The sequence below is a fragment of the Comamonas sp. MYb21 genome (assembly GCF_037479395.1).
Classification (GTDB): Bacteria; Pseudomonadota; Gammaproteobacteria; order Burkholderiales; family Burkholderiaceae_C; genus Comamonas.
Map to the genome: position 1 here is coordinate 88,628 of NZ_JBBGZC010000014.1, position 15,859 is coordinate 104,486.

Here is a 15,859-nt window from a genome sequence, read left to right on the forward strand (position 1 = left end):
AGCGCTTGGGTGTTGGGATGGAGGCAGCTTAGTTCTCGCCCGCCCACTCCACCTTGGCGCCCAGGCTTTGCAGGTTCTCGACAAAGCGGGGGTGCGCGCGCTTGATCGGCGCGGCATTGCGAATCTCGGAGCGCCCTTCGATGCTGGCGGCCACCATGAACAAGGCAATGGCCACGCGGATGATGTAGGGGCTCTCCACCACGGCGGGGCTGAGCGGATTGCCGCCCAGCGTGACGATGCGGTGCGGGTCGGACGAGAACACATGGGCACCGAACTTGGACAGCTCACCGGTCCAGCCCAAAGCGCCGTCATAGACCTTGTTCCAGAACATCGCATTGCCTTCGGCGCGCACGCCCAGCGCGATGAAGATCGGCAGCAGATCGACCGGGAAGTACGGCCAGGGCGCGGCCTCGACCTTGGTCAGCACATTGCGGGTAAAAGGCGTCTCGACCTTGAGCGGGCCCTTGCGGATGGCGCGCGACCAGCCGTCCTTGTGCTCGATCTGCACGCCAAACTTGGCAAAGGTGCGGTCGATCAGCGGGAAGTTGTCGGGTGTGCGGTTGCGCACCTGCACATCGCCGCCGGTGATCGCGCCCAGCGCCAGGAAGGTGGTGATCTCGTGGAAGTCTTCCTCGAAATGGAACTCGCCGCCGCCCAGCTGCTCGACGCCATGCACCGTCAGGCGCGAGGTGCCAATGCCCTCGATCCTGGCGCCCAGCATCACCATAAAGCGGCAGAACTCCTGCACATGCGGCTCGCAGGCGGCATTGGTCAGCACCGAGCTGCCCTTGGCCGTGGCTGCGCACAGCACAAAGTTTTCGGTGGTGGTGACCGAGGCATAGTCCAGCCAGTGCTGGGTGGCCTGCAGCGGGCCATCGCAGCGCACGATGAGCGAGCCCTCGCCATGCTCGACCCGGCCGCCAAAGCGGCGGAACACCTCGATGTGCGGATCGATCTCGCGCACGCCCAGGGTGCAGCCCTTGACGTTGTCCTCCAGCCGCGCCACGCCAAAACGGGCCAGCAGCGGCGGCACCAGCATGATGGACGAGCGCATTTCCTCGGGCAAGTGGTGCTTGCAGGCATCAAAATGCGTGTCGCGGTGGTGCAGTTGGAGCACGCCGCTGGCGTAGTCCATCTGCACGCTGGAGCCGAGCTTGCCGAAGATGTCCAGGATCTTGCGCACATCGGTGATGTCCGGCACGCCATGGAGCACCAGGGGCTGGGCCGTCAACAACGTCGCGCACAGCACAGGCAAAACGGCATTCTTGTTGGACGAGGGAATGATGCGGCCCTGCAAAGGGGTGCCGCCGTGCACGATGAGTTTGGACATGGATGGGGGGAGGTCGCGAATTCTGGAGTGGCCCGTGGCAGTGTGCGCTATCCGGGCCGACCCTGCATGGTACAGCGTCCAAAACAACAAAAGGCACTCGGTTGGAGTGCCTTTTGTAAATACCCGTCAACAAAATGTGCGGGATGCTGCTATGCCCTGCCAGGGCAGCTTGCTTGCCTATCAGAACGCGGGAACCACGGCGCCCTTGTACTTTTCCAGGATGAATTTCTTCACATCGTCGCCATGCAGCGCGCGGGTCAGCTTGGCAATGGCTTCGTCATTGGCGCGGTCCGCGCGGGCAGCAATGATGTTGGTGTAGGGCGAATCAGAACCTTCGATGAACAGCGCGTCCTTGGTCGGGTTGAGCTTGGCTTCGATCGCGTAGTTGGTGTTGATCAGGGCCAGATCGACATCACCCAGCGCGCGCGGCAGCAGCGGCGCTTCGAGTTCCTTGAACTTGAGCTTCTTGGGGTTCTTGGCGATGTCCAGCGGGGTGGAGGTCAGCTTGGAGGCGTCCTTGAGCTCAATCAGGCCGTGCTTTTGCAGCAGCAGCAAGGCGCGGCCGCCGTTGGACGGGTCATTGGGGATGGCCACGGTGGCGCCGTCCTTCAGGTCCTTGATGTTCTTGATCTTGCTGGAGTAGGCGCCAAAGGGCTCCACATGCACCTTGCCATTGGGCACTTGCACCAGCGAGCTCTTGCGGTCCTTGTTGTAGCTGTCCAGGTAGGGCTGGTGCTGGAAGAAGTTGGCATCGAGCTGCTTGTCTTCCACCGCCGCATTGGGCTGGATGTAGTCGCTGAACTCGCGCACTTGCAGATCCACACCCTCGGCCTTGAGCTTGGGCTTGATGAAATTGAGGATTTCGGCATGTGGCACCGGCGAGGCCGCCACTTTCAGCACCACATCGGCAGCGTGGGCAGACACGGCCAGGGCCGCGATGGCAAGAACGGAAAGCGTTTTTTTGAACATGGTGTTTTGAACAGATGAGAAAGACCAGCCCGGGCAACACATGGATTTTTTCTTGATGGGACTGAACCAAGATGGTGCAAGTCTAGCCTTGATTGGCATATCGATCAAAGAATATAAAGAGATTTGGTTATAAAGAAATTGATCTTTATGGCCCAAAGCGACAGTCCGGGCAGCCGCCGGCCGCCGGGCGCCGGCCGCGCTATGCTCTGGGCCATGTCTAGCCCGTTTGACCCCGAGCAACTGCTGCGCCTGCTCACCACCCCCATGCCTTTTGGCAAGTACCAGGGCCGCGCCATTGCGGACCTGCCAGGCAATTACCTCAACTGGTTTGCGCGGAAAGGCTTTCCCAAAGGCGATCTGGGCCGGCTGCTGGCACTGATGCACGAGATCGACCACAACGGCCTGGGCGAGTTGCTGCACCCGCTGCGCGCCAGCCTACAGGCGAGTGGGCAGGCCGTTGGGCAACCACCGCGAAAATAAAAAAACCCACAGGCTGCCAGCAGCTGCGGGTGGGTTCAGGTCGTTAAGACGCGTATTACTTGACGGCAGAGCGGGCTGCGTCGGCCTTGGCCTTGGCGTCATCGGCCTGCTTTTGCAGCGCAGCGGCTTCGGCTTCTGCCTTCTTGGCTTCGGCTTCCTTGGCTGCGGCTTCTTCCTTGCCCTTGTCACCGCCCATGGCGCCTGCCATCGCACTGCCGGCCATCGTGCCAGCGACGGCGCCCACGGCGGCTGCGCCCATGGTGCCCATCATGCCGGAGCCGCCTGCGGCAGGGGCCGCTGCAGCAGGGGCAGCAGCAGCTGCTGGAGCGGCCGCAGGTGCAGCGGCGGCTGGCGTCGCAGGCTTGGCTGCTGGCGCTGGAGCCGCCTTTTGCGTGGCTGCGGGGCGCTTGACACCGCCACCCATGCGCTTGGCGTGGGCCAGGCCTGGCAGAACCAGACCGGCAATGGTCAAAGCAAGAACGGATGCAGTGGTGCGAAAAGAGGGGTTCACTACGAAATTTCCAAATAAAAGGCCGGGGCTACAGGCCGGTTGCCTGCTTGCCTACCCTGGGTACATGAGGGGAAACGCTGCAAATTCAAGTGCTTGGCAGCACGGCTTGCAGCGGTATGGCTCGGCTTTGGTTATTCGTTATGCGTAGCGCGCAGCTACAAATATTGTAGAGCAAGCGCTGGGCCCAGCCCCCTGTGCAAGACCTTGGGCGCCGCCAGCTATCGCCTGGCTCAGGCAGCCGCGATGCTGCCGAGCCCGCTGTACACCCACCAGGCCAGCGCCAGCATCATCACACCGGTAAAGCCGTCCATCACGCGCCAGGCCTGGGGCTTGGCAAACAGGGTTTGCAGGCGCCGGCCGGCGCTGGCCAGCATCACAAACCAGGCCAGGCTGGCACAGGCCGCGCCCAGCACAAAGATCCATTTCAGGCTGCCATCCTGGCGCGCACCGATCGAGCCCACCAGCACGACGGTATCCAGGTACACATGGGGGTTGAACAAGGTAATGACGACCAGCGCCCCCAGCACGCGCCACAGGCCGCGCCGGGCTGCGGTGGCGGGCGCATCGTCCGCGTCGGCAGCGGGTGCTGGGCCAGCGGGCATCGCGGCGCGCCACAGCGCCATCAGGCCATAGACCAGCAAAAACAGTGCGCCGCCCAAGGTCAGGTAGTAGGCCAGGGTGGGCGAATCCCCCAGCACCTGGGCCATGCCGGCCACGCCGATGCCGATCAGCAGCGCATCGCTGAACACGCACCAGGCGACGCAGGCGCGCACATGCTCGCCACTCACGGCCTGGCGCAGTACATACAGGTTTTGCGCGCCGATCGAGACGATCAAGGAAAGGCAGACCGTGAAACCGGCCAGCCAGGTAGAAGTCATGCTTGTTGTCCACATGGCAGCTATTGTGCGGTGCACCAACAAATAAGTAAAATTAAACAATCTTAGTCAAATGAAGCAAAACTAAATGCTGGACTACCTGGGACTGGCCGCGCTGGCGGCCGTGGTGCGCGAGGGCAGCTTCGAGCGCGCCGCCAAGAAACTCCATGTCACCCCGTCGGCGGTGTCGCAGCGCATCAAGCAGCTCGAAGAGCGCAGCGGCCAGGTGCTGGTGCAGCGCGGCAACCCCTGCACCGGCACCGAGGCCGGCCTGCGCCTGTGCCTGCACCTGGAGCAGGTGGCCTTGCTGGAAAACGCCCTGCGTCGCAGCAACCCCGACCTGCTGCCCGACGCGCCGGTCGCGCCGACGATCAAGCTGGCCGTCAATGCCGACTCGCTCTCGACCTGGTTCATGGATGCGATGGCCGAGTTCACCGCCAGCGGCAACGAGCTGCTGGACCTGCGCATCGACGACCAGGACCACACCGCCCAGGCGCTGCGCGAGGGGGCTGTGCTGGGCGCGGTGACCGGCACCAGTGGCCAGATCCCCGGCTGCAACAGTTGGCCGCTGGGCACGATGCGCTATGTGGCAGCGGCCAGCCCCGGCTTTATGGCGCGCTACTTTGCAGACGGGGTGAGCCCCCAGACCTTGGCCCAGGCGCCCATCATGACCTTTGACCGCAAGGACCGGCTGCAGGACCAGTGGCTGCAAGCCCAGGGCCTGGCCTCCCGGGGCGGCGGGCCCCGGCATTTTCTGCCATCCAACCAGGGCTATGTGCGGGCCTGCGAGATCGGCATGGGCTGGGGCATGCACCCCACGGTGCTGATTGCCGAGCAGCTCGCGCGCGGCAGCCTGGTGCCGCTGGTGCCCGGCACCTCGCTGGACGTGCCGCTGTACTGGGCGCTGCCGCGCAGTGCGCAGACCAGCCTGGCCCGGTTAACGGACTGCGTCATGCGCGCGGCCAGCCGCGTGCTCGCGCCCGCCGCATGAGCGGCATGGATTGTCAGCACAGCGCAGGCCGCTGCGCCTATGATGCGAGCAGCTGCAGCGCCAGTCCACCAGCTTGGGCGCTGCCGCAGAGGGAGGACTCCATGGTTTTCATTAGAAAGAGCACAGCATGATTGAGGTGCAGGATCTCATCGTCGACTACCCCGGCCACCGCGCGCTGCATGGTGTCAGCCTGCAGATCGAGGCGGGCACCGTCACCGCCTTGGTGGGCCCCAATGGCGCGGGCAAATCCACCTTGCTGCGCTGCATTACCGGGCTGGAAGCGCCGCTGAGCGGCAGCACCCGGGTGGCGGGCATCGATGTGCAGCAAGCGCCCCGCCGCGCCCACCAGTGCATGGGCTATCTGTCGGATTTCTTCGGGCTCTACGAGACCTTGAGCGTGGCCCAGTGCCTGCAGTACGCGGCCGAAAGCCAGGGCCTGAGCCGCAAGGCAGCCACGGCGCGCGTGCATGCGGTGGCCGAGCAATTGGCGCTGACGGCCAAGCTGGGCCATGCCACGCGCAATCTCTCGCGCGGCCAGCGCCAGCGCGTGGCCATTGGCCAGGCCATCATCCATGAGCCCCAGGTGCTGCTGCTCGATGAGCCGGCCAGCGGGCTCGATCCGGAGGCGCGCAGCAGCCTCTCGAGCCTGTTCCGCCAGCTGCAGGCCCAGGGCATGACCCTGGTCGTCTCCAGCCACATCCTGAGCGAGCTCGACGAGTACTGCAGCCATATCCTGTCAATCCGCGAAGGCCGCATCACCAGCCACGGGCCCTTGAATGCGGTGGCAGGTGCGGGCGGCAGCGGCGCCCTGCCCTCCGAGCTGGTGATGCAGCTGGAGCTGGCCGCGCCGCTGGCCCAGCCCGAGCTGGCGCTGGCCGGCTACCGCCTGGTGGATATGCGCGCGGGCCGTGAAGGCAGCGCCAGCCACATTCTGTGGATTGGCATGCCCGCGCAGGACAGCGCGGCCCGCGTGCAGCTGCTGCAGCAGCTCGTGACCCATGGCGCGCAGGTGCTGGGCTACCAGGAGGCGCGCACCAGCCTGCAGGAGCGTTACCAGCAAAGCCTGGAGGCGCCCGTTGATCCCCAAGCGCTGTTTGCCAAGGAGTGGCCATGAATCCGGAATTTCGCCGCCAGCTCAGCCTGGAGCTGAGCCCTGCGCGCCTGGTGCTGATGCCTGCCATCTTGCTGATGCTGGCGATCTGCGTGTTTGTCATCGAGGGCAAGCAGCCGCTGGTTTATTTGCACAAGGGCGCGATGACGCTGGTGGGCCTGCTGGCCGCCTGCGTGGGCACCTTCACCGCACTGTCCAGCATCAATGACGAGCTGAACGAACGCACCTGGGACCAGCAGCGCATGAGCGCCATGGGCCCCTGGCGCATGGCCTGGGGCAAGCTGCTGGGCGGCCCCAGCTACGCCTGGTATGGCGCGCTGCTCTGCAGCGCAGCGGCCCTGCTCTGCGGCTTCTGGCTGGGCGAGCTGGCCGAGACCGTGCTGGTGCTCGTCCTCACCATCGTGGGCGCCTGCGCGCTGCACTGCGCGATGATGGCCAGCCGCCTCTACAGCATGGACCCCAACAAACCGGCCACCAGCCGCAACGTCTGGGTGCTGGTGGTGCTGGTGTTCCTGCTGCTGCAACTCGTCAGCAGCCTGGTGGTGGGGCTCGACAGCCTGCTGGGCGGTGATGGTGGCGGCGCCTGGTGGGGCCTGCACCTGGGCTCGGGCGCGCTGCTGCTGATTTTTGCCGCCGCCAGCCTGCTGCTGGGCCTGCTGGCGCTGTGGCGGGCGATGTCGATGCAACTGTCGGTGCCCACCACGCCCTGGGCCTGGGCGCTGGGCAATGCGGCAGGCTGCCTGCTGCTCGTGGGCCTGGTGCCCAGCGGCACCGGCCGGGCGCTCACCGGCATGCTGCTGCTGGCGCTGGTGACCTACTACGCCGCAGCGCTGGAGAGCCAGGTGGCGCAGCGCTGGCGCGCCTTGATCTATAGCGCGCAGCACGGCCAGTGGCGGCGCTTTTGGCAGAACATGCCGCTGTGGCCGATCAGCTGGTGCATGGCCTTTGCGGTGCTGCTGCCGGCCTACCTGTTGTGGAATGCCGACCCGCTGTCCAACCGCGCCCAGCTGGGCCCGCTGGCCTTCATGGTGCTGCTGCATGTGCTGCGCGACTGCGGCATCTACCTGGTGTTCTCGCTGCGCAAAAGCAGCCGCTCGCCGCTGGGCATGACCTTGCTGGTGGTCTTTGTGCTCAGCGCCCTCCTGCCCGCGATGTTCTGGTCGCTGGGGCTGGCGCCGCTGTTCGAGCCACTGTTTGGCGCCTTTGACCCGCGCCTGTCGTCCAACTTCCAGCATGCGCCGGCGCTGGGCTGGCTCGCCTGGGTGGGCATGCTGCTGCAGCTGGCGGTGCTGGCCCTCATCCTGGTCTGGCGCTTCAAGGCCATCACACCCCAGGCGGGCGGCAAGGACCTGTTTGCGCTCTAGCCAAATACCCAGGCGCCGATCCAGGGCGCCGCCAGCGCATTGAGCGCGCCGGCAATCATCATCACCAGCGAGGCGGCCACGCCTTGCTGGGGGCCGGCCATCTGCGCCTTGGCCACGCCCGAGCCATGGGCCGAGCCGCCCAGCATCGCCCCCGCCGCCACCCGGCTGCGCAGCCGGGGCAGCAGGCGCAGCACCAGGCCACCAATCAGCATGCCGGTCACCCCGGTGAGCAGCACAAACAAGGCCGCCAGGTCCAGCGGGCCACCGATGGCCCGCTCGGCCTCCACCGCAAAGGGCGTGGTCACCGAACGCATCGCTAGCCCTTTTTGTAGCAAGGGCGACAGGCCCAGCCAGCGCGCCAGCCAGACCGACGTCAGGATGGACACCGTGCTGGCCACCAGCACGCCGGCAACGATGGACATCCAGTGCTTGCGCACCATCTGGCGGTAGTCATACAGCGGCAGCGCAAAGGCAACCGTCGTCGGCCCCAGCAGCCACACCAGCCAGTGGGTATGGGTGCGGTAGTCCTCGTAGCCAATACCCAGCAGCAGCAGCGCGGCCACCAGCACCACAGGCGTGCCGATGATGGGCATCAGCACCGTATGCGGATAGCGCCGGTACAGCCGCTTGTTGAGGTAATAGCACAGCACGGTCAGCAGCAGCGACAGCAGCGCTGCGCTGCCATGGCTCAGCGGCCACAGCGGCAACAACGAGGTCGAGAGGACAGACGCCGCAGTCATCGCGCCACCTCCGCTGCCGCCTTGGCGCCGCGCTGCTGGCTGCGCTTGCGCTGGGCCAGGCGCAGCTCCAGCCGGTAGACCGCATCGACTGCCAACGCGGTGGCCACCATCACGCAGGCCGTGCTCAGCACAATCACCAGCACAATGCGCAGGCCCTGGCTGCGCACCAGTTCGCCATAGTTGACGACCACCAGCATCGCGGGGATGAAGAACAGCAGCATGTCCGACAGCAGCCAGTGCGTGCCCTGCGCCAGCCAGCGGCCGGGCACGGCCCGGCTGAACAGCCCCAGCGCCAAGGCGGCAAAGCCGATCAGGCCGGCCGGTATGCGCCAGCCCATATGGCTGCGCAGAGCCTCGGCTGCCAGCCAGATGGCGCACAGCAGCGCCACTTGCCAGGCGGTGCGCGCCGCCTGGCGGGCAGGCTTGGGCAGCTGCATGCGCGCGGGTCTGCCCTCGCCCGCCGCCCTCTTGTCGCTTGTCATGGAATCCTCGGTCTGGCCCAGGGGCCAGCTGGCAGTGGCCGCGGTGCGGCCCCTTGCCTCACCATGCTGCACTGCACAAACGGATTGTAAAAATGGCGGATCTATTCGTAAAATGACTTATTCTTATAAATTCAATTCCAAATAGGAATCCACCATGGATCTGCGCGCGCTGCGTTATTTTGTCGAGGTGGTCCAGCGCAACAGCTTCACCCGTGCGGCAGAGGCGCTGTATGTCACCCAGCCGACCATCAGCAAGATGGTCAAGAGCCTCGAAGACGAGCTGGGCGGGCCCTTGCTGCTGCGCGAAGGCCGCCATGTGCGGCTGACCGATGCCGGGCGCGTGGTGTTTGAGCGGGGCCAGGCGCTGCTGCAGGACGCCAGCCGCCTGCGCCAGGAAGTGGCCGAGGTCGATGGCATTGCGCGCGGTACGCTCAGCGTGGGCGTGTCCCCCACCACGGGCCACTACATGGCGCCCATCTTTGCGCAGTACCGCCAGCGCTACCCGGGCGTGCAGCTGCAGCTGCATGAGCGCGGCGCGCGGGCGCTGGAGCAAGCGGTGACGGATGGCGAGATTGACCTGGCCATGGGCCTGCTGCGTGCAGGCAGCCCCTTGGCCAGCCTGCGCATTCAGACCCACCATACCGTGGCCGTTTTTGCCCATGCGCGCGCGCCCCAGGGCTTGAGCCAGGTGCGTTGGAGCGACCTGGCGGCCCTGCCCTTTGTGATGTACGAGAGCGACTTTGCGCTGTATGAGGGCGTGCAGGGCTGCTGTGCGCAGGCCGGCTTTTCGCCGCAGATTGCGCTGCAAAGCCGCTACTGGGATTTGATTGGCGACCTGGTCGCCGCCGATGCGGGCATTGCCATCATGTTCGACCATGTGGCCAGCCGCTTTGACCCGGCCCAGGTGCGCTGCCTGCCCGTGGTCGAGCCCGCGCTGAGCCACGACTTTGGCCTCACCTGGCGGCCTCGGGATCTGTCCAAGGCGGCCAGCGCCTGGCTGGCGCTATGCCAGGCGCGCTATCCGCAGGCCCAGCCCTGAACCTGGGACACAGCCTCAGACCTGGGGCATGAAGGCATCCTGGCGGCTGGGCTCGGTGGCCGCTTTGCGCGGGGCCGCACTGGCCGCCGCACCAGCCGCCGCATTGGACGCGGCCATGCAGGGAATCGTGGCCGGCTGGCGCAGCGGGTGGAAGTTCAGCAGCTGCGTGGCCATCATGGTCTCGACCATGAAGCAGCACAGCGCCGAGACAAAGCTGACCACGCCCAGGCCAAAGCTGAACATGGCGGCCAGCGACCAGCTGTTGGCGTCGATCTCGGTCTTGGTGGTCTGGCCGACGAAGAGCAGGATGATGGTCAGCGCAATCAAGGCGCCGCACAAGGTCAGCAAACCAATGCAGAGGTTGGCCAGGCGCCCGCGCCGGCGCAGAAAGTTCAGCTCCAGCAAGGAGCGCTGCACATAGTCCTCGTCCTTGGACGCCATCATGCGGTCTTCCAGCACACGGCCCCGGTCGATGATGCGCGCCAGCCGGCCGGCGACAGCGCCAATCATGCCCGCCACCCCGGTGAGAAAGAAAACGGGAGCCACAGCCAGCTGGATGCTGTGGGTGATGTTGCTGACGTCGATGGACATGGTGTTAGGGCAGAGAGGGTGGACAAACTGCGCGGCAGCACACGCCTTGTGCGGGCTGCAGCGCCTGCGATGAACACTGCAAAATTCAAGCCAACATTCTCGCACCAAATAGGTGCAAACCCTAATACCTTTTCTGCCCTGTTTCTGGGCTGATTTGCAGCAAATTGTGTGCTCAGTAGTGCGGCGGCAGCTCGTCGCGTGCACCTGGCGCAACAGATCCAGTCTCGGGCATGCGCTGCTGCAGGTCCTTGACCAGGTGCAGCAGGCGGTCGATCTGCTGCTGTTGCTTGTAGATCGTCAGGTTGAGCTCTTCGAGCAGGTCATCGGCATAGGCCGCCTTGATCTCCAAGGCTTCAAGGCGCTGCTGCAGGGGTTCGAGGGTGGACATGGCGGCTCCTGGCTAAAAACGGGGCGGGCGAGGCAAAGAATAACGCCGGCATGTGACAGCGCACATGCCGGCGTTGGGGATGTCAAAAACGCTTACAGCGCCTTGGCCAGACGGGCAATGCCCTCTTCGATGCGGGCAATATCAGCGGTGGCAAAGGACAGGCGCAGGGTCGAGGTATCGGGGTTCTGCGCAAAGAACGGCGTGCCGGGCACAAAGGCCACGCCCTGCTCGATGGCGCGCTTGGCCAGCGCATTGCCGTCCTTCTCCTGGCCACGGGCGCCCGTCAGCTGCACCCAGATGAACATACCGCCCAGCGGCTGCACAAAGCGCACCGCATCGCCCAGCTGGCTGCGCAGGCCCTCGCCCATGACCTTGCTGCGCGCCGCGTAGGTGGTGCGCACGCGGTCCAGGGTAGCGGGCATGCGGCCGGCTTTGAGGTACTGCGCGGCAGTGGCCTGGCTGAAGGTGCTGGTGTGCGCATCGCTGAACTGCTTGCACATGACGCACTTGCCCAGCAGCTCGGCCGGGGCAATCAGCCAGCCCAGGCGCAGGCCGGGGCTGAGCACCTTGCTCATGCTGCCGCAGTGGGCCAGGTAGTCGCGGCTGCCGGGCACGCTGTCCGACAGCGCCAGCATGCTGGGCGGCGGTGGCGCATCAAAGTACAGGTCGCCATAGGGATCGTCCTCGACCACCAGGGTCTGGTGGCGCACGGCCATCTCCAGAATCTGGCGGCGGCGCTCCAGGCTCAGCAGCGCGCCGCTGGGATTGCCAAAGGTGGGGATCAGGTAGACCAGCTTGGGCTGGTGCTCGGCAATCAGTTGCTCCAGCGCTTCGGGGATGACGCCGTTCTCGTCGGTCGGGGCGCTGATGACTTCGGCACCATAGAGGCGGAAGCACTGGATCGTGGCCAGGAAGGTCGGGCCTTCGACGATCACCTTGTCGCCGGGCGAGATCATCGTCTTGCCCAGCAGATCCAGCGCCTGCTGGCTGCCGGTGGTGACGATCAGCTGATCGGGCGTCAGCGACTGCACGCCCTTGGCCGCCATCAGGCCCACGATCTGCTCGCGAAACGGCTGGTAGCCCTCGGTCGCACCGTACTGCAGCGCAGCACCCGGCTCCTCGGTCAGCGCCGCATTGGCGGCCTCGCGCACCCCTTCCACATCGAACATGGCTGCATCCGGAAAGCCCCCGGCAAAACTGATGATGCCGGGCTTGCCCAGCAGCTTGAACAGTTCACGGATGGCGGACGTCTCGACATTGTCGAGGCGGGAGGCAAAGCGCAGTGTCATGGAGTGTTCTCTCAAATCAAAAAAGCGCAGCCAGGTCGAGCGACCGGCCGCCCTGGCATTTTGCTACTTTTTACCGGCCCCTTGCGTCGCTCTGGCATCCCTGAGCCCGCCATTGGCCCCTCCTATCGACTATGCTTGCGGTCCAAAGGATTTTGTCACCATGCGCATCGCCGCTTTCTTCATTGTTTTGGTCAAATTGCTGGCCTCGCTGCTCATGCTCGCGGGCGTTGTCTGGGCCTGCGGGGCGCTGTGGTTTCAGCTGGCGCAGTCGGTCAAGTCGGGCTCGGCCCGGGGGCTGCTGCTGGGGGTCTGGGTGGGGGTGGGCCTGTACTGCATCTACCTGCTGTGGCAGCAGCGTGCGCCCCGGGGCCTGCTGATCTATGGGCTGCTGTTGGCAGCCATCCTGGCCTGGTGGGCCAGCATCCAGCCGTCCAACACGCGCAAATGGGCGCCCGATGTGGCCCAGCAGCTGTCGGGCACGGTGCAGGGCGACCTGGTGCAGCTGCACAATGTGCGCAATTTTGACTGGCAGACCGCGAGCAAGGCGACCGCGCGCTGGGAAGACCGCAACTACGACCTGCGCCAGCTCGTCTCGGTGGACATGAGCACCTCGTACTGGATGGGCCCGGCCATTGCCCACACCCTGGTGTCCTTTGGCTTTGACGACGGCAAGGGCCCGCGCCGCTACCTGACGTTCTCGGTAGAGATCCGCAAGGAACTGGGCGAGCAGTTCTCGGCCGTAGGTGGCTTTTTCAAGCAGTTTGAGCAAAGCCTGGTCGCCGCCGATGAGCGCGACATCCTGCGCGTACGCAGCAATATGCGCGGGGAAGAGGTCTACCTCTACAGCGTGGCCATGCCGCGCGCTGCGATGCGCTCGCTGTTCATCGCCTATGTGGACAAGGCCAATGCGCTGGTCGAGACGCCGCAGTTCTACCACACGCTGTTTGCCAACTGCACCACCATCGTGTTCGAGATGGTGCGCCGCATTGTGCCGGGCCTGCCGATGGACTGGCGCCTGCTGGCCAGCGGCTACCTGCCCCAGTATGTGGACAGCCTGGGCGCCCTCGCCCGCCCGCATGACTTTGAGGCCATCCATGAGGCGGCCCACATCAACGCCCGCGCCAAGGCCGTGCGCCCGGGCGAGGATTTCTCGGCCGCCATCCGCCAGGGCGTGCCGCAGGCGCCGCAGCAGCCCTGACGCAGGGACCCAGGCTCGGGCCTTGCCAGATAATGGCAGCCGAGCCTGCACAACCACACGATGAAAACCGCTGATATCCAACCCTTCTTCGCCACCTTGAAGGCGGCCAATCCTTCGCCCCAGACCGAGCTGGAATACACCTCCGTGTTCGAGCTGCTCGCCGCCGTGCTGCTGTCGGCCCAGGCGACCGATGTGGGCGTCAACAAGGCCACCCGCAAACTCTTCCCGGTCGCCAACACGCCCCAGGCCATGCTGGCGCTGGGGTTGGAAGGCCTGGAGGGCTATATCAAGACCATCGGCCTGTACCGCAGCAAGGCCAAGCACCTGATGGAGACCTGCCGCATTCTGGTGGAACGCCATGGCGGCAAAGTGCCCGACACGCGCGAGGCGTTGGAAGCCCTGCCCGGCGTGGGCCGCAAGACCGCCAATGTGGTGCTCAATGTGGCCTTTGGCCAGCCCACCATGGCGGTGGACACCCATATCTTCCGCGTCAGCAACCGCACCGGCCTGGCACCCGGCAAGAACCCGCTGGAAGTGGAAAAGCAGCTGATGCAGCGCGTGCCCGATGACTACGCCGTCGATTCGCACCACTGGCTGATCCTGCTGGGCCGCTATGTCTGCCAGGCGCGCAAGCCGCGCTGCTGGGAATGCCTGGTCAGCAGCTACTGCGATTTCTCGCCCAAGACGCCGCCACCGCAAGGCGCGCTGCGCTGATCGCAGCGGCAGGGCATCAAGAGCTGCTCTGGGTGCTGACCCCCGCCGATGCAAAGCTGGCCATGTCGCGCAGCATTGCGCAGGCCGACTCCAGCAGCGGCCAGGCCAGCGCCGCACCGGAGCCCTCGCCCAGGCGCAGCTGCCAGTCAAGCAAAGGCTGGGCCTGCAAGGCCGCCAGCAAATGGCTGTGGCCGGGCTCGCCCGAGCGATGGGCATAGACGCAGCGCTCCAGCACCGCCGGCTGCAGGCGCGAGGCCACCAGCACCGCCGCGCTGGTGATAAAGCCATCGACCACGATCACGCGGCGCTCCAGCGCAGCCTGCAGCACCGCGCCCACCATGGTCGCCACTTCCAGCCCGCCCATCGCGGCCAGCACGGCCAGGGGCTCGTGCACATCGGCATGGCGCGCCAGCACCCGGCGCAGCACGGCGGCCTTACGCGCCACGCCCTCGCCGCTCAGCCCGGTACCTGCGCCAGTGACGGCCTCCACATCCAGGTTGCACAGCCGCGCCAACAGCAGCGATGCGCTCGAGGTATTGCCAATGCCCATCTCGCCCAGCAGCAAGGCATTGCCGGGCAAGGCCTGCAGCAGCGCGCGTCCATGGGCAATGGCGGCCTCGCACTGCGCCATAGTCATAGCGGGGCCCAGGCTGCTGTCTTGCGTGCCCGGAGCCACCTTGCGCAGCCACAGGCGGGGCGCGCCTGCGGGCAGCGCATCGGTCTGGGGTGCAAAATCGCGGGCCACGCCGCAATCGACCACATTCAGCGCCACGCCATGCTGGCGTGAGAGCACACTCACCGCCGCCCCGCCGGCCAGAAAATTGCCCACCATCTGCCAGGTCACATCGGCCGGGTAGGCCGACACACCCTGCGCCACCAGGCCATGGTCGGCCGCAAACACCACCATCTGGGGATTGGCCAAGCGCGGCTGGGTGCTGCCCAGGATGCAGGCGATGCGCAATGCCAGCGCTTCCAGCAGGCCCAGCGAGCCCAGCGGCTTGGTCTTGTTGTCCAGCAGCTGCTGCACTTGCTGGCGAAACGCAGCGTCCTCGATCGAGGCAATAGAAGGGATGAGCGGGGAGAACGAAGATTCGGACATGGTCAAGCTAGAGAACGGGGCACGGCGATACGCCAAGCCGCCAGTATCGCGCTGCCCAGACCGATTTGCAGCCCCCAGCGCACAAACCATGCAAAAACGCTCTGCGCAGCAAAAGCTGGGCAGAGCGTGTATCGCGGATGGCACCGGCCTTGGCCGGGTGGCCTGGGTCTGTTGGATTACTTGGCGGGCACCGTATAGGTGTACTCACGCAAGATACCGCCGCCTTGCACCGAGCCGCTGTCCTGGCCCTGGGCCACGCGGCCCACGCAGGCACGGCGGTCTTCGTCGGTCTTGAAGACGGCGCAGCGTGCGGTGGCGTTTTCACGGAAGCTCGAACCCGGATCGGTCAACTGGCCCTGGCGTGCGGCCTGGCGCGCAGCAGCTGCTTCACGGGCGTTGGAGCTGCCTTCGGCCACATCGGCGTTGGCGCGGGCATCGCCGCGCGCTTCACCGCGCTTGTGGTGGGCACCGTGCGGGCCATGCGGCATGGGCTTCATGTGCTTGGCAGGCGGTGGTGGAGGGGGCGGTGCCGATTGGGCGCTGGCATAGCCGGCGGTACCCAGCGCGAGGGCCATCGCGGCCATTTGCAAAGACTGGCGGAACATGTTTTTCATAGCGATCATCCTTATCGGTGATGGGAAGCAACACAAACAGCATGCCTGCGCTGCAAGCGCGCCCCTATCGGCCC

The 15,859-nt window shown here is 65.7% G+C and carries 18 protein-coding genes; 7 read left to right on the forward strand and 11 right to left on the reverse strand.

What is annotated here, in order from left to right; all coding sequences use genetic code 11:
- Nucleotides 1-28: 28 nt before the first annotated feature.
- Both WH367_RS20215 and WH367_RS20220 read right to left on the reverse strand, forming a co-directional pair.
- Nucleotides 29-1,330: a UDP-N-acetylglucosamine 1-carboxyvinyltransferase gene (locus WH367_RS20215; protein ID WP_021025164.1), complete on the reverse strand. Its 1,302-nt coding sequence runs from the start codon at nt 1,328-1,330 to the stop codon at nt 29-31.
- A 180-nt stretch (nt 1,331-1,510) separates the two neighbouring features.
- Nucleotides 1,511-2,299: a MetQ/NlpA family ABC transporter substrate-binding protein gene (locus tag WH367_RS20220; protein ID WP_312989316.1), complete on the reverse strand. Its 789-nt coding sequence runs from the start codon at nt 2,297-2,299 to the stop codon at nt 1,511-1,513.
- Nucleotides 2,300-2,512: 213 nt separating this feature from the next.
- On the opposite strand from WH367_RS20220, the gene WH367_RS20225 reads away from it, so the two are divergent.
- On the forward strand, nt 2,513-2,779 hold the full coding sequence (locus WH367_RS20225; protein ID WP_339537442.1) for a DUF3820 family protein: 267 nt from the start codon (nt 2,513-2,515) through the stop codon (nt 2,777-2,779).
- A 55-nt stretch (nt 2,780-2,834) separates the two neighbouring features.
- Here WH367_RS20225 and WH367_RS20230 read toward each other — a convergent pair whose 3' ends face one another.
- Both WH367_RS20230 and WH367_RS20235 read right to left on the reverse strand, forming a co-directional pair.
- Nucleotides 2,835-3,290, reverse strand: coding sequence for an ABC transporter substrate-binding protein (locus WH367_RS20230; RefSeq protein WP_339537443.1), 456 nt, complete (start codon nt 3,288-3,290; stop codon nt 2,835-2,837).
- A 230-nt stretch (nt 3,291-3,520) separates the two neighbouring features.
- Complete coding sequence (locus WH367_RS20235; protein ID WP_339537444.1) at nt 3,521-4,183, reverse strand: LysE/ArgO family amino acid transporter; 663 nt, start codon at nt 4,181-4,183, stop codon at nt 3,521-3,523.
- A 70-nt stretch (nt 4,184-4,253) separates the two neighbouring features.
- Between WH367_RS20235 and WH367_RS20240 the strand changes: the two genes are divergently transcribed.
- The 3 genes from WH367_RS20240 (at nt 4,254) to WH367_RS20250 (ending at nt 7,631) form a co-directional block, all read left to right on the forward strand.
- Nucleotides 4,254-5,156 (forward strand): HTH-type transcriptional regulator ArgP, encoded by a 903-nt coding sequence (locus WH367_RS20240; protein ID WP_339537445.1) that lies wholly within the window; start codon nt 4,254-4,256, stop codon nt 5,154-5,156.
- A gap of 127 nt (nt 5,157-5,283) precedes the next feature.
- Nucleotides 5,284-6,270: an ABC transporter ATP-binding protein gene (locus WH367_RS20245; RefSeq protein ID WP_339537446.1), complete on the forward strand. Its 987-nt coding sequence runs from the start codon at nt 5,284-5,286 to the stop codon at nt 6,268-6,270.
- Nucleotides 6,267-7,631 carry a hypothetical protein gene (locus WH367_RS20250; RefSeq protein WP_339537447.1) on the forward strand — a complete coding sequence of 455 codons (1,365 nt, stop codon included), beginning with the start codon at nt 6,267-6,269 and terminating at the stop codon, nt 7,629-7,631. The genes WH367_RS20245 and WH367_RS20250 overlap by 4 nt, the downstream gene beginning before the upstream one ends.
- Here the strand turns inward: WH367_RS20250 and WH367_RS20255 are convergent.
- Nucleotides 7,628-8,371 carry an LrgB family protein gene (locus tag WH367_RS20255; RefSeq protein WP_339537448.1) on the reverse strand — a complete coding sequence of 248 codons (744 nt, stop codon included), beginning with the start codon at nt 8,369-8,371 and terminating at the stop codon, nt 7,628-7,630. The two genes, WH367_RS20250 and WH367_RS20255, sit on opposite strands and share 4 nt — an antisense overlap.
- Nucleotides 8,368-8,853 (reverse strand): CidA/LrgA family protein, encoded by a 486-nt coding sequence (locus tag WH367_RS20260; protein WP_312989807.1) that lies wholly within the window; start codon nt 8,851-8,853, stop codon nt 8,368-8,370. The genes WH367_RS20255 and WH367_RS20260 overlap by 4 nt, the downstream gene beginning before the upstream one ends.
- Before the next feature lie 154 nt (nt 8,854-9,007).
- On the opposite strand from WH367_RS20260, the gene WH367_RS20265 reads away from it, so the two are divergent.
- Nucleotides 9,008-9,892, forward strand: a complete 885-nt coding sequence (locus WH367_RS20265) for a LysR substrate-binding domain-containing protein (protein WP_021025174.1) — start codon at nt 9,008-9,010, stop codon at nt 9,890-9,892.
- Between the two features lie 15 nt (nt 9,893-9,907).
- Here the strand turns inward: WH367_RS20265 and WH367_RS20270 are convergent, their stop codons facing one another.
- The 3 genes from WH367_RS20270 to WH367_RS20280 all read right to left on the reverse strand — a co-directional run bounded on the left by WH367_RS20270 (nt 9,908) and on the right by WH367_RS20280 (nt 12,160).
- The gene (locus tag WH367_RS20270) at nt 9,908-10,483 is read right to left on the reverse strand and encodes a DUF2721 domain-containing protein (protein WP_339537449.1); all 576 of its coding nucleotides are present in this window, start codon (nt 10,481-10,483) and stop codon (nt 9,908-9,910) included.
- A gap of 172 nt (nt 10,484-10,655) precedes the next feature.
- Nucleotides 10,656-10,871 carry a SlyX family protein gene (locus WH367_RS20275; protein WP_312989810.1) on the reverse strand — a complete coding sequence of 72 codons (216 nt, stop codon included), beginning with the start codon at nt 10,869-10,871 and terminating at the stop codon, nt 10,656-10,658.
- A gap of 92 nt (nt 10,872-10,963) precedes the next feature.
- Nucleotides 10,964-12,160 carry an aminotransferase-like domain-containing protein gene (locus WH367_RS20280; protein ID WP_339537450.1) on the reverse strand — a complete coding sequence of 399 codons (1,197 nt, stop codon included), beginning with the start codon at nt 12,158-12,160 and terminating at the stop codon, nt 10,964-10,966.
- 160 nt (nt 12,161-12,320) lie between these two features.
- Between WH367_RS20280 and WH367_RS20285 the strand changes: the two genes are divergently transcribed.
- Nucleotides 12,321-13,358 carry a lipoprotein N-acyltransferase Lnb domain-containing protein gene (locus tag WH367_RS20285; protein ID WP_339537451.1) on the forward strand — a complete coding sequence of 346 codons (1,038 nt, stop codon included), beginning with the start codon at nt 12,321-12,323 and terminating at the stop codon, nt 13,356-13,358.
- A 60-nt stretch (nt 13,359-13,418) separates the two neighbouring features.
- Nucleotides 13,419-14,072 (forward strand): endonuclease III, encoded by a 654-nt coding sequence (gene nth / locus WH367_RS20290; protein WP_339537452.1) that lies wholly within the window; start codon nt 13,419-13,421, stop codon nt 14,070-14,072.
- Between the two features lie 16 nt (nt 14,073-14,088).
- Here the strand turns inward: nth and cobT are convergent, their stop codons facing one another.
- Entirely contained in the window at nt 14,089-15,171 is a 1,083-nt protein-coding gene (gene cobT / locus WH367_RS20295; protein ID WP_339537453.1) for a nicotinate-nucleotide--dimethylbenzimidazole phosphoribosyltransferase, read from the reverse strand.
- A 176-nt stretch (nt 15,172-15,347) separates the two neighbouring features.
- Complete coding sequence (locus WH367_RS20300; protein ID WP_339520575.1) at nt 15,348-15,785, reverse strand: hypothetical protein; 438 nt, start codon at nt 15,783-15,785, stop codon at nt 15,348-15,350.
- Nucleotides 15,786-15,859 lie beyond the last annotated feature (74 nt).

Excerpts from the sequence above, each read along its gene's own strand:
- WH367_RS20215 (WP_021025164.1), bottom strand. The coding sequence starts at position 1,330 with ATGTCCAAACTCATCGTGCACGGCGGCACCCCTTTGCAGGGCCGCATC.
- WH367_RS20220 (WP_312989316.1), bottom strand. The coding sequence starts at position 2,299 with ATGTTCAAAAAAACGCTTTCCGTTCTTGCCATCGCGGCCCTGGCCGTG.
- WH367_RS20225 (WP_339537442.1), top strand. The coding sequence starts at position 2,513 with ATGTCTAGCCCGTTTGACCCCGAGCAACTGCTGCGCCTGCTCACCACC.
- WH367_RS20235 (WP_339537444.1), bottom strand. The coding sequence starts at position 4,183 with ATGTGGACAACAAGCATGACTTCTACCTGGCTGGCCGGTTTCACGGTC.
- WH367_RS20240 (WP_339537445.1), top strand. The coding sequence starts at position 4,254 with ATGCTGGACTACCTGGGACTGGCCGCGCTGGCGGCCGTGGTGCGCGAG.
- WH367_RS20245 (WP_339537446.1), top strand. The coding sequence starts at position 5,284 with ATGATTGAGGTGCAGGATCTCATCGTCGACTACCCCGGCCACCGCGCG.
- WH367_RS20250 (WP_339537447.1), top strand. The coding sequence starts at position 6,267 with ATGAATCCGGAATTTCGCCGCCAGCTCAGCCTGGAGCTGAGCCCTGCG.
- WH367_RS20255 (WP_339537448.1), bottom strand. The coding sequence starts at position 8,371 with ATGACTGCGGCGTCTGTCCTCTCGACCTCGTTGTTGCCGCTGTGGCCG.
- WH367_RS20260 (WP_312989807.1), bottom strand. The coding sequence starts at position 8,853 with ATGACAAGCGACAAGAGGGCGGCGGGCGAGGGCAGACCCGCGCGCATG.
- WH367_RS20265 (WP_021025174.1), top strand. The coding sequence starts at position 9,008 with ATGGATCTGCGCGCGCTGCGTTATTTTGTCGAGGTGGTCCAGCGCAAC.
- WH367_RS20270 (WP_339537449.1), bottom strand. The coding sequence starts at position 10,483 with ATGTCCATCGACGTCAGCAACATCACCCACAGCATCCAGCTGGCTGTG.
- WH367_RS20275 (WP_312989810.1), bottom strand. The coding sequence starts at position 10,871 with ATGTCCACCCTCGAACCCCTGCAGCAGCGCCTTGAAGCCTTGGAGATC.
- WH367_RS20280 (WP_339537450.1), bottom strand. The coding sequence starts at position 12,160 with ATGACACTGCGCTTTGCCTCCCGCCTCGACAATGTCGAGACGTCCGCC.
- WH367_RS20285 (WP_339537451.1), top strand. The coding sequence starts at position 12,321 with ATGCGCATCGCCGCTTTCTTCATTGTTTTGGTCAAATTGCTGGCCTCG.
- nth (WP_339537452.1), top strand. The coding sequence starts at position 13,419 with ATGAAAACCGCTGATATCCAACCCTTCTTCGCCACCTTGAAGGCGGCC.
- cobT (WP_339537453.1), bottom strand. The coding sequence starts at position 15,171 with ATGTCCGAATCTTCGTTCTCCCCGCTCATCCCTTCTATTGCCTCGATC.
- WH367_RS20300 (WP_339520575.1), bottom strand. The coding sequence starts at position 15,785 with ATGAAAAACATGTTCCGCCAGTCTTTGCAAATGGCCGCGATGGCCCTC.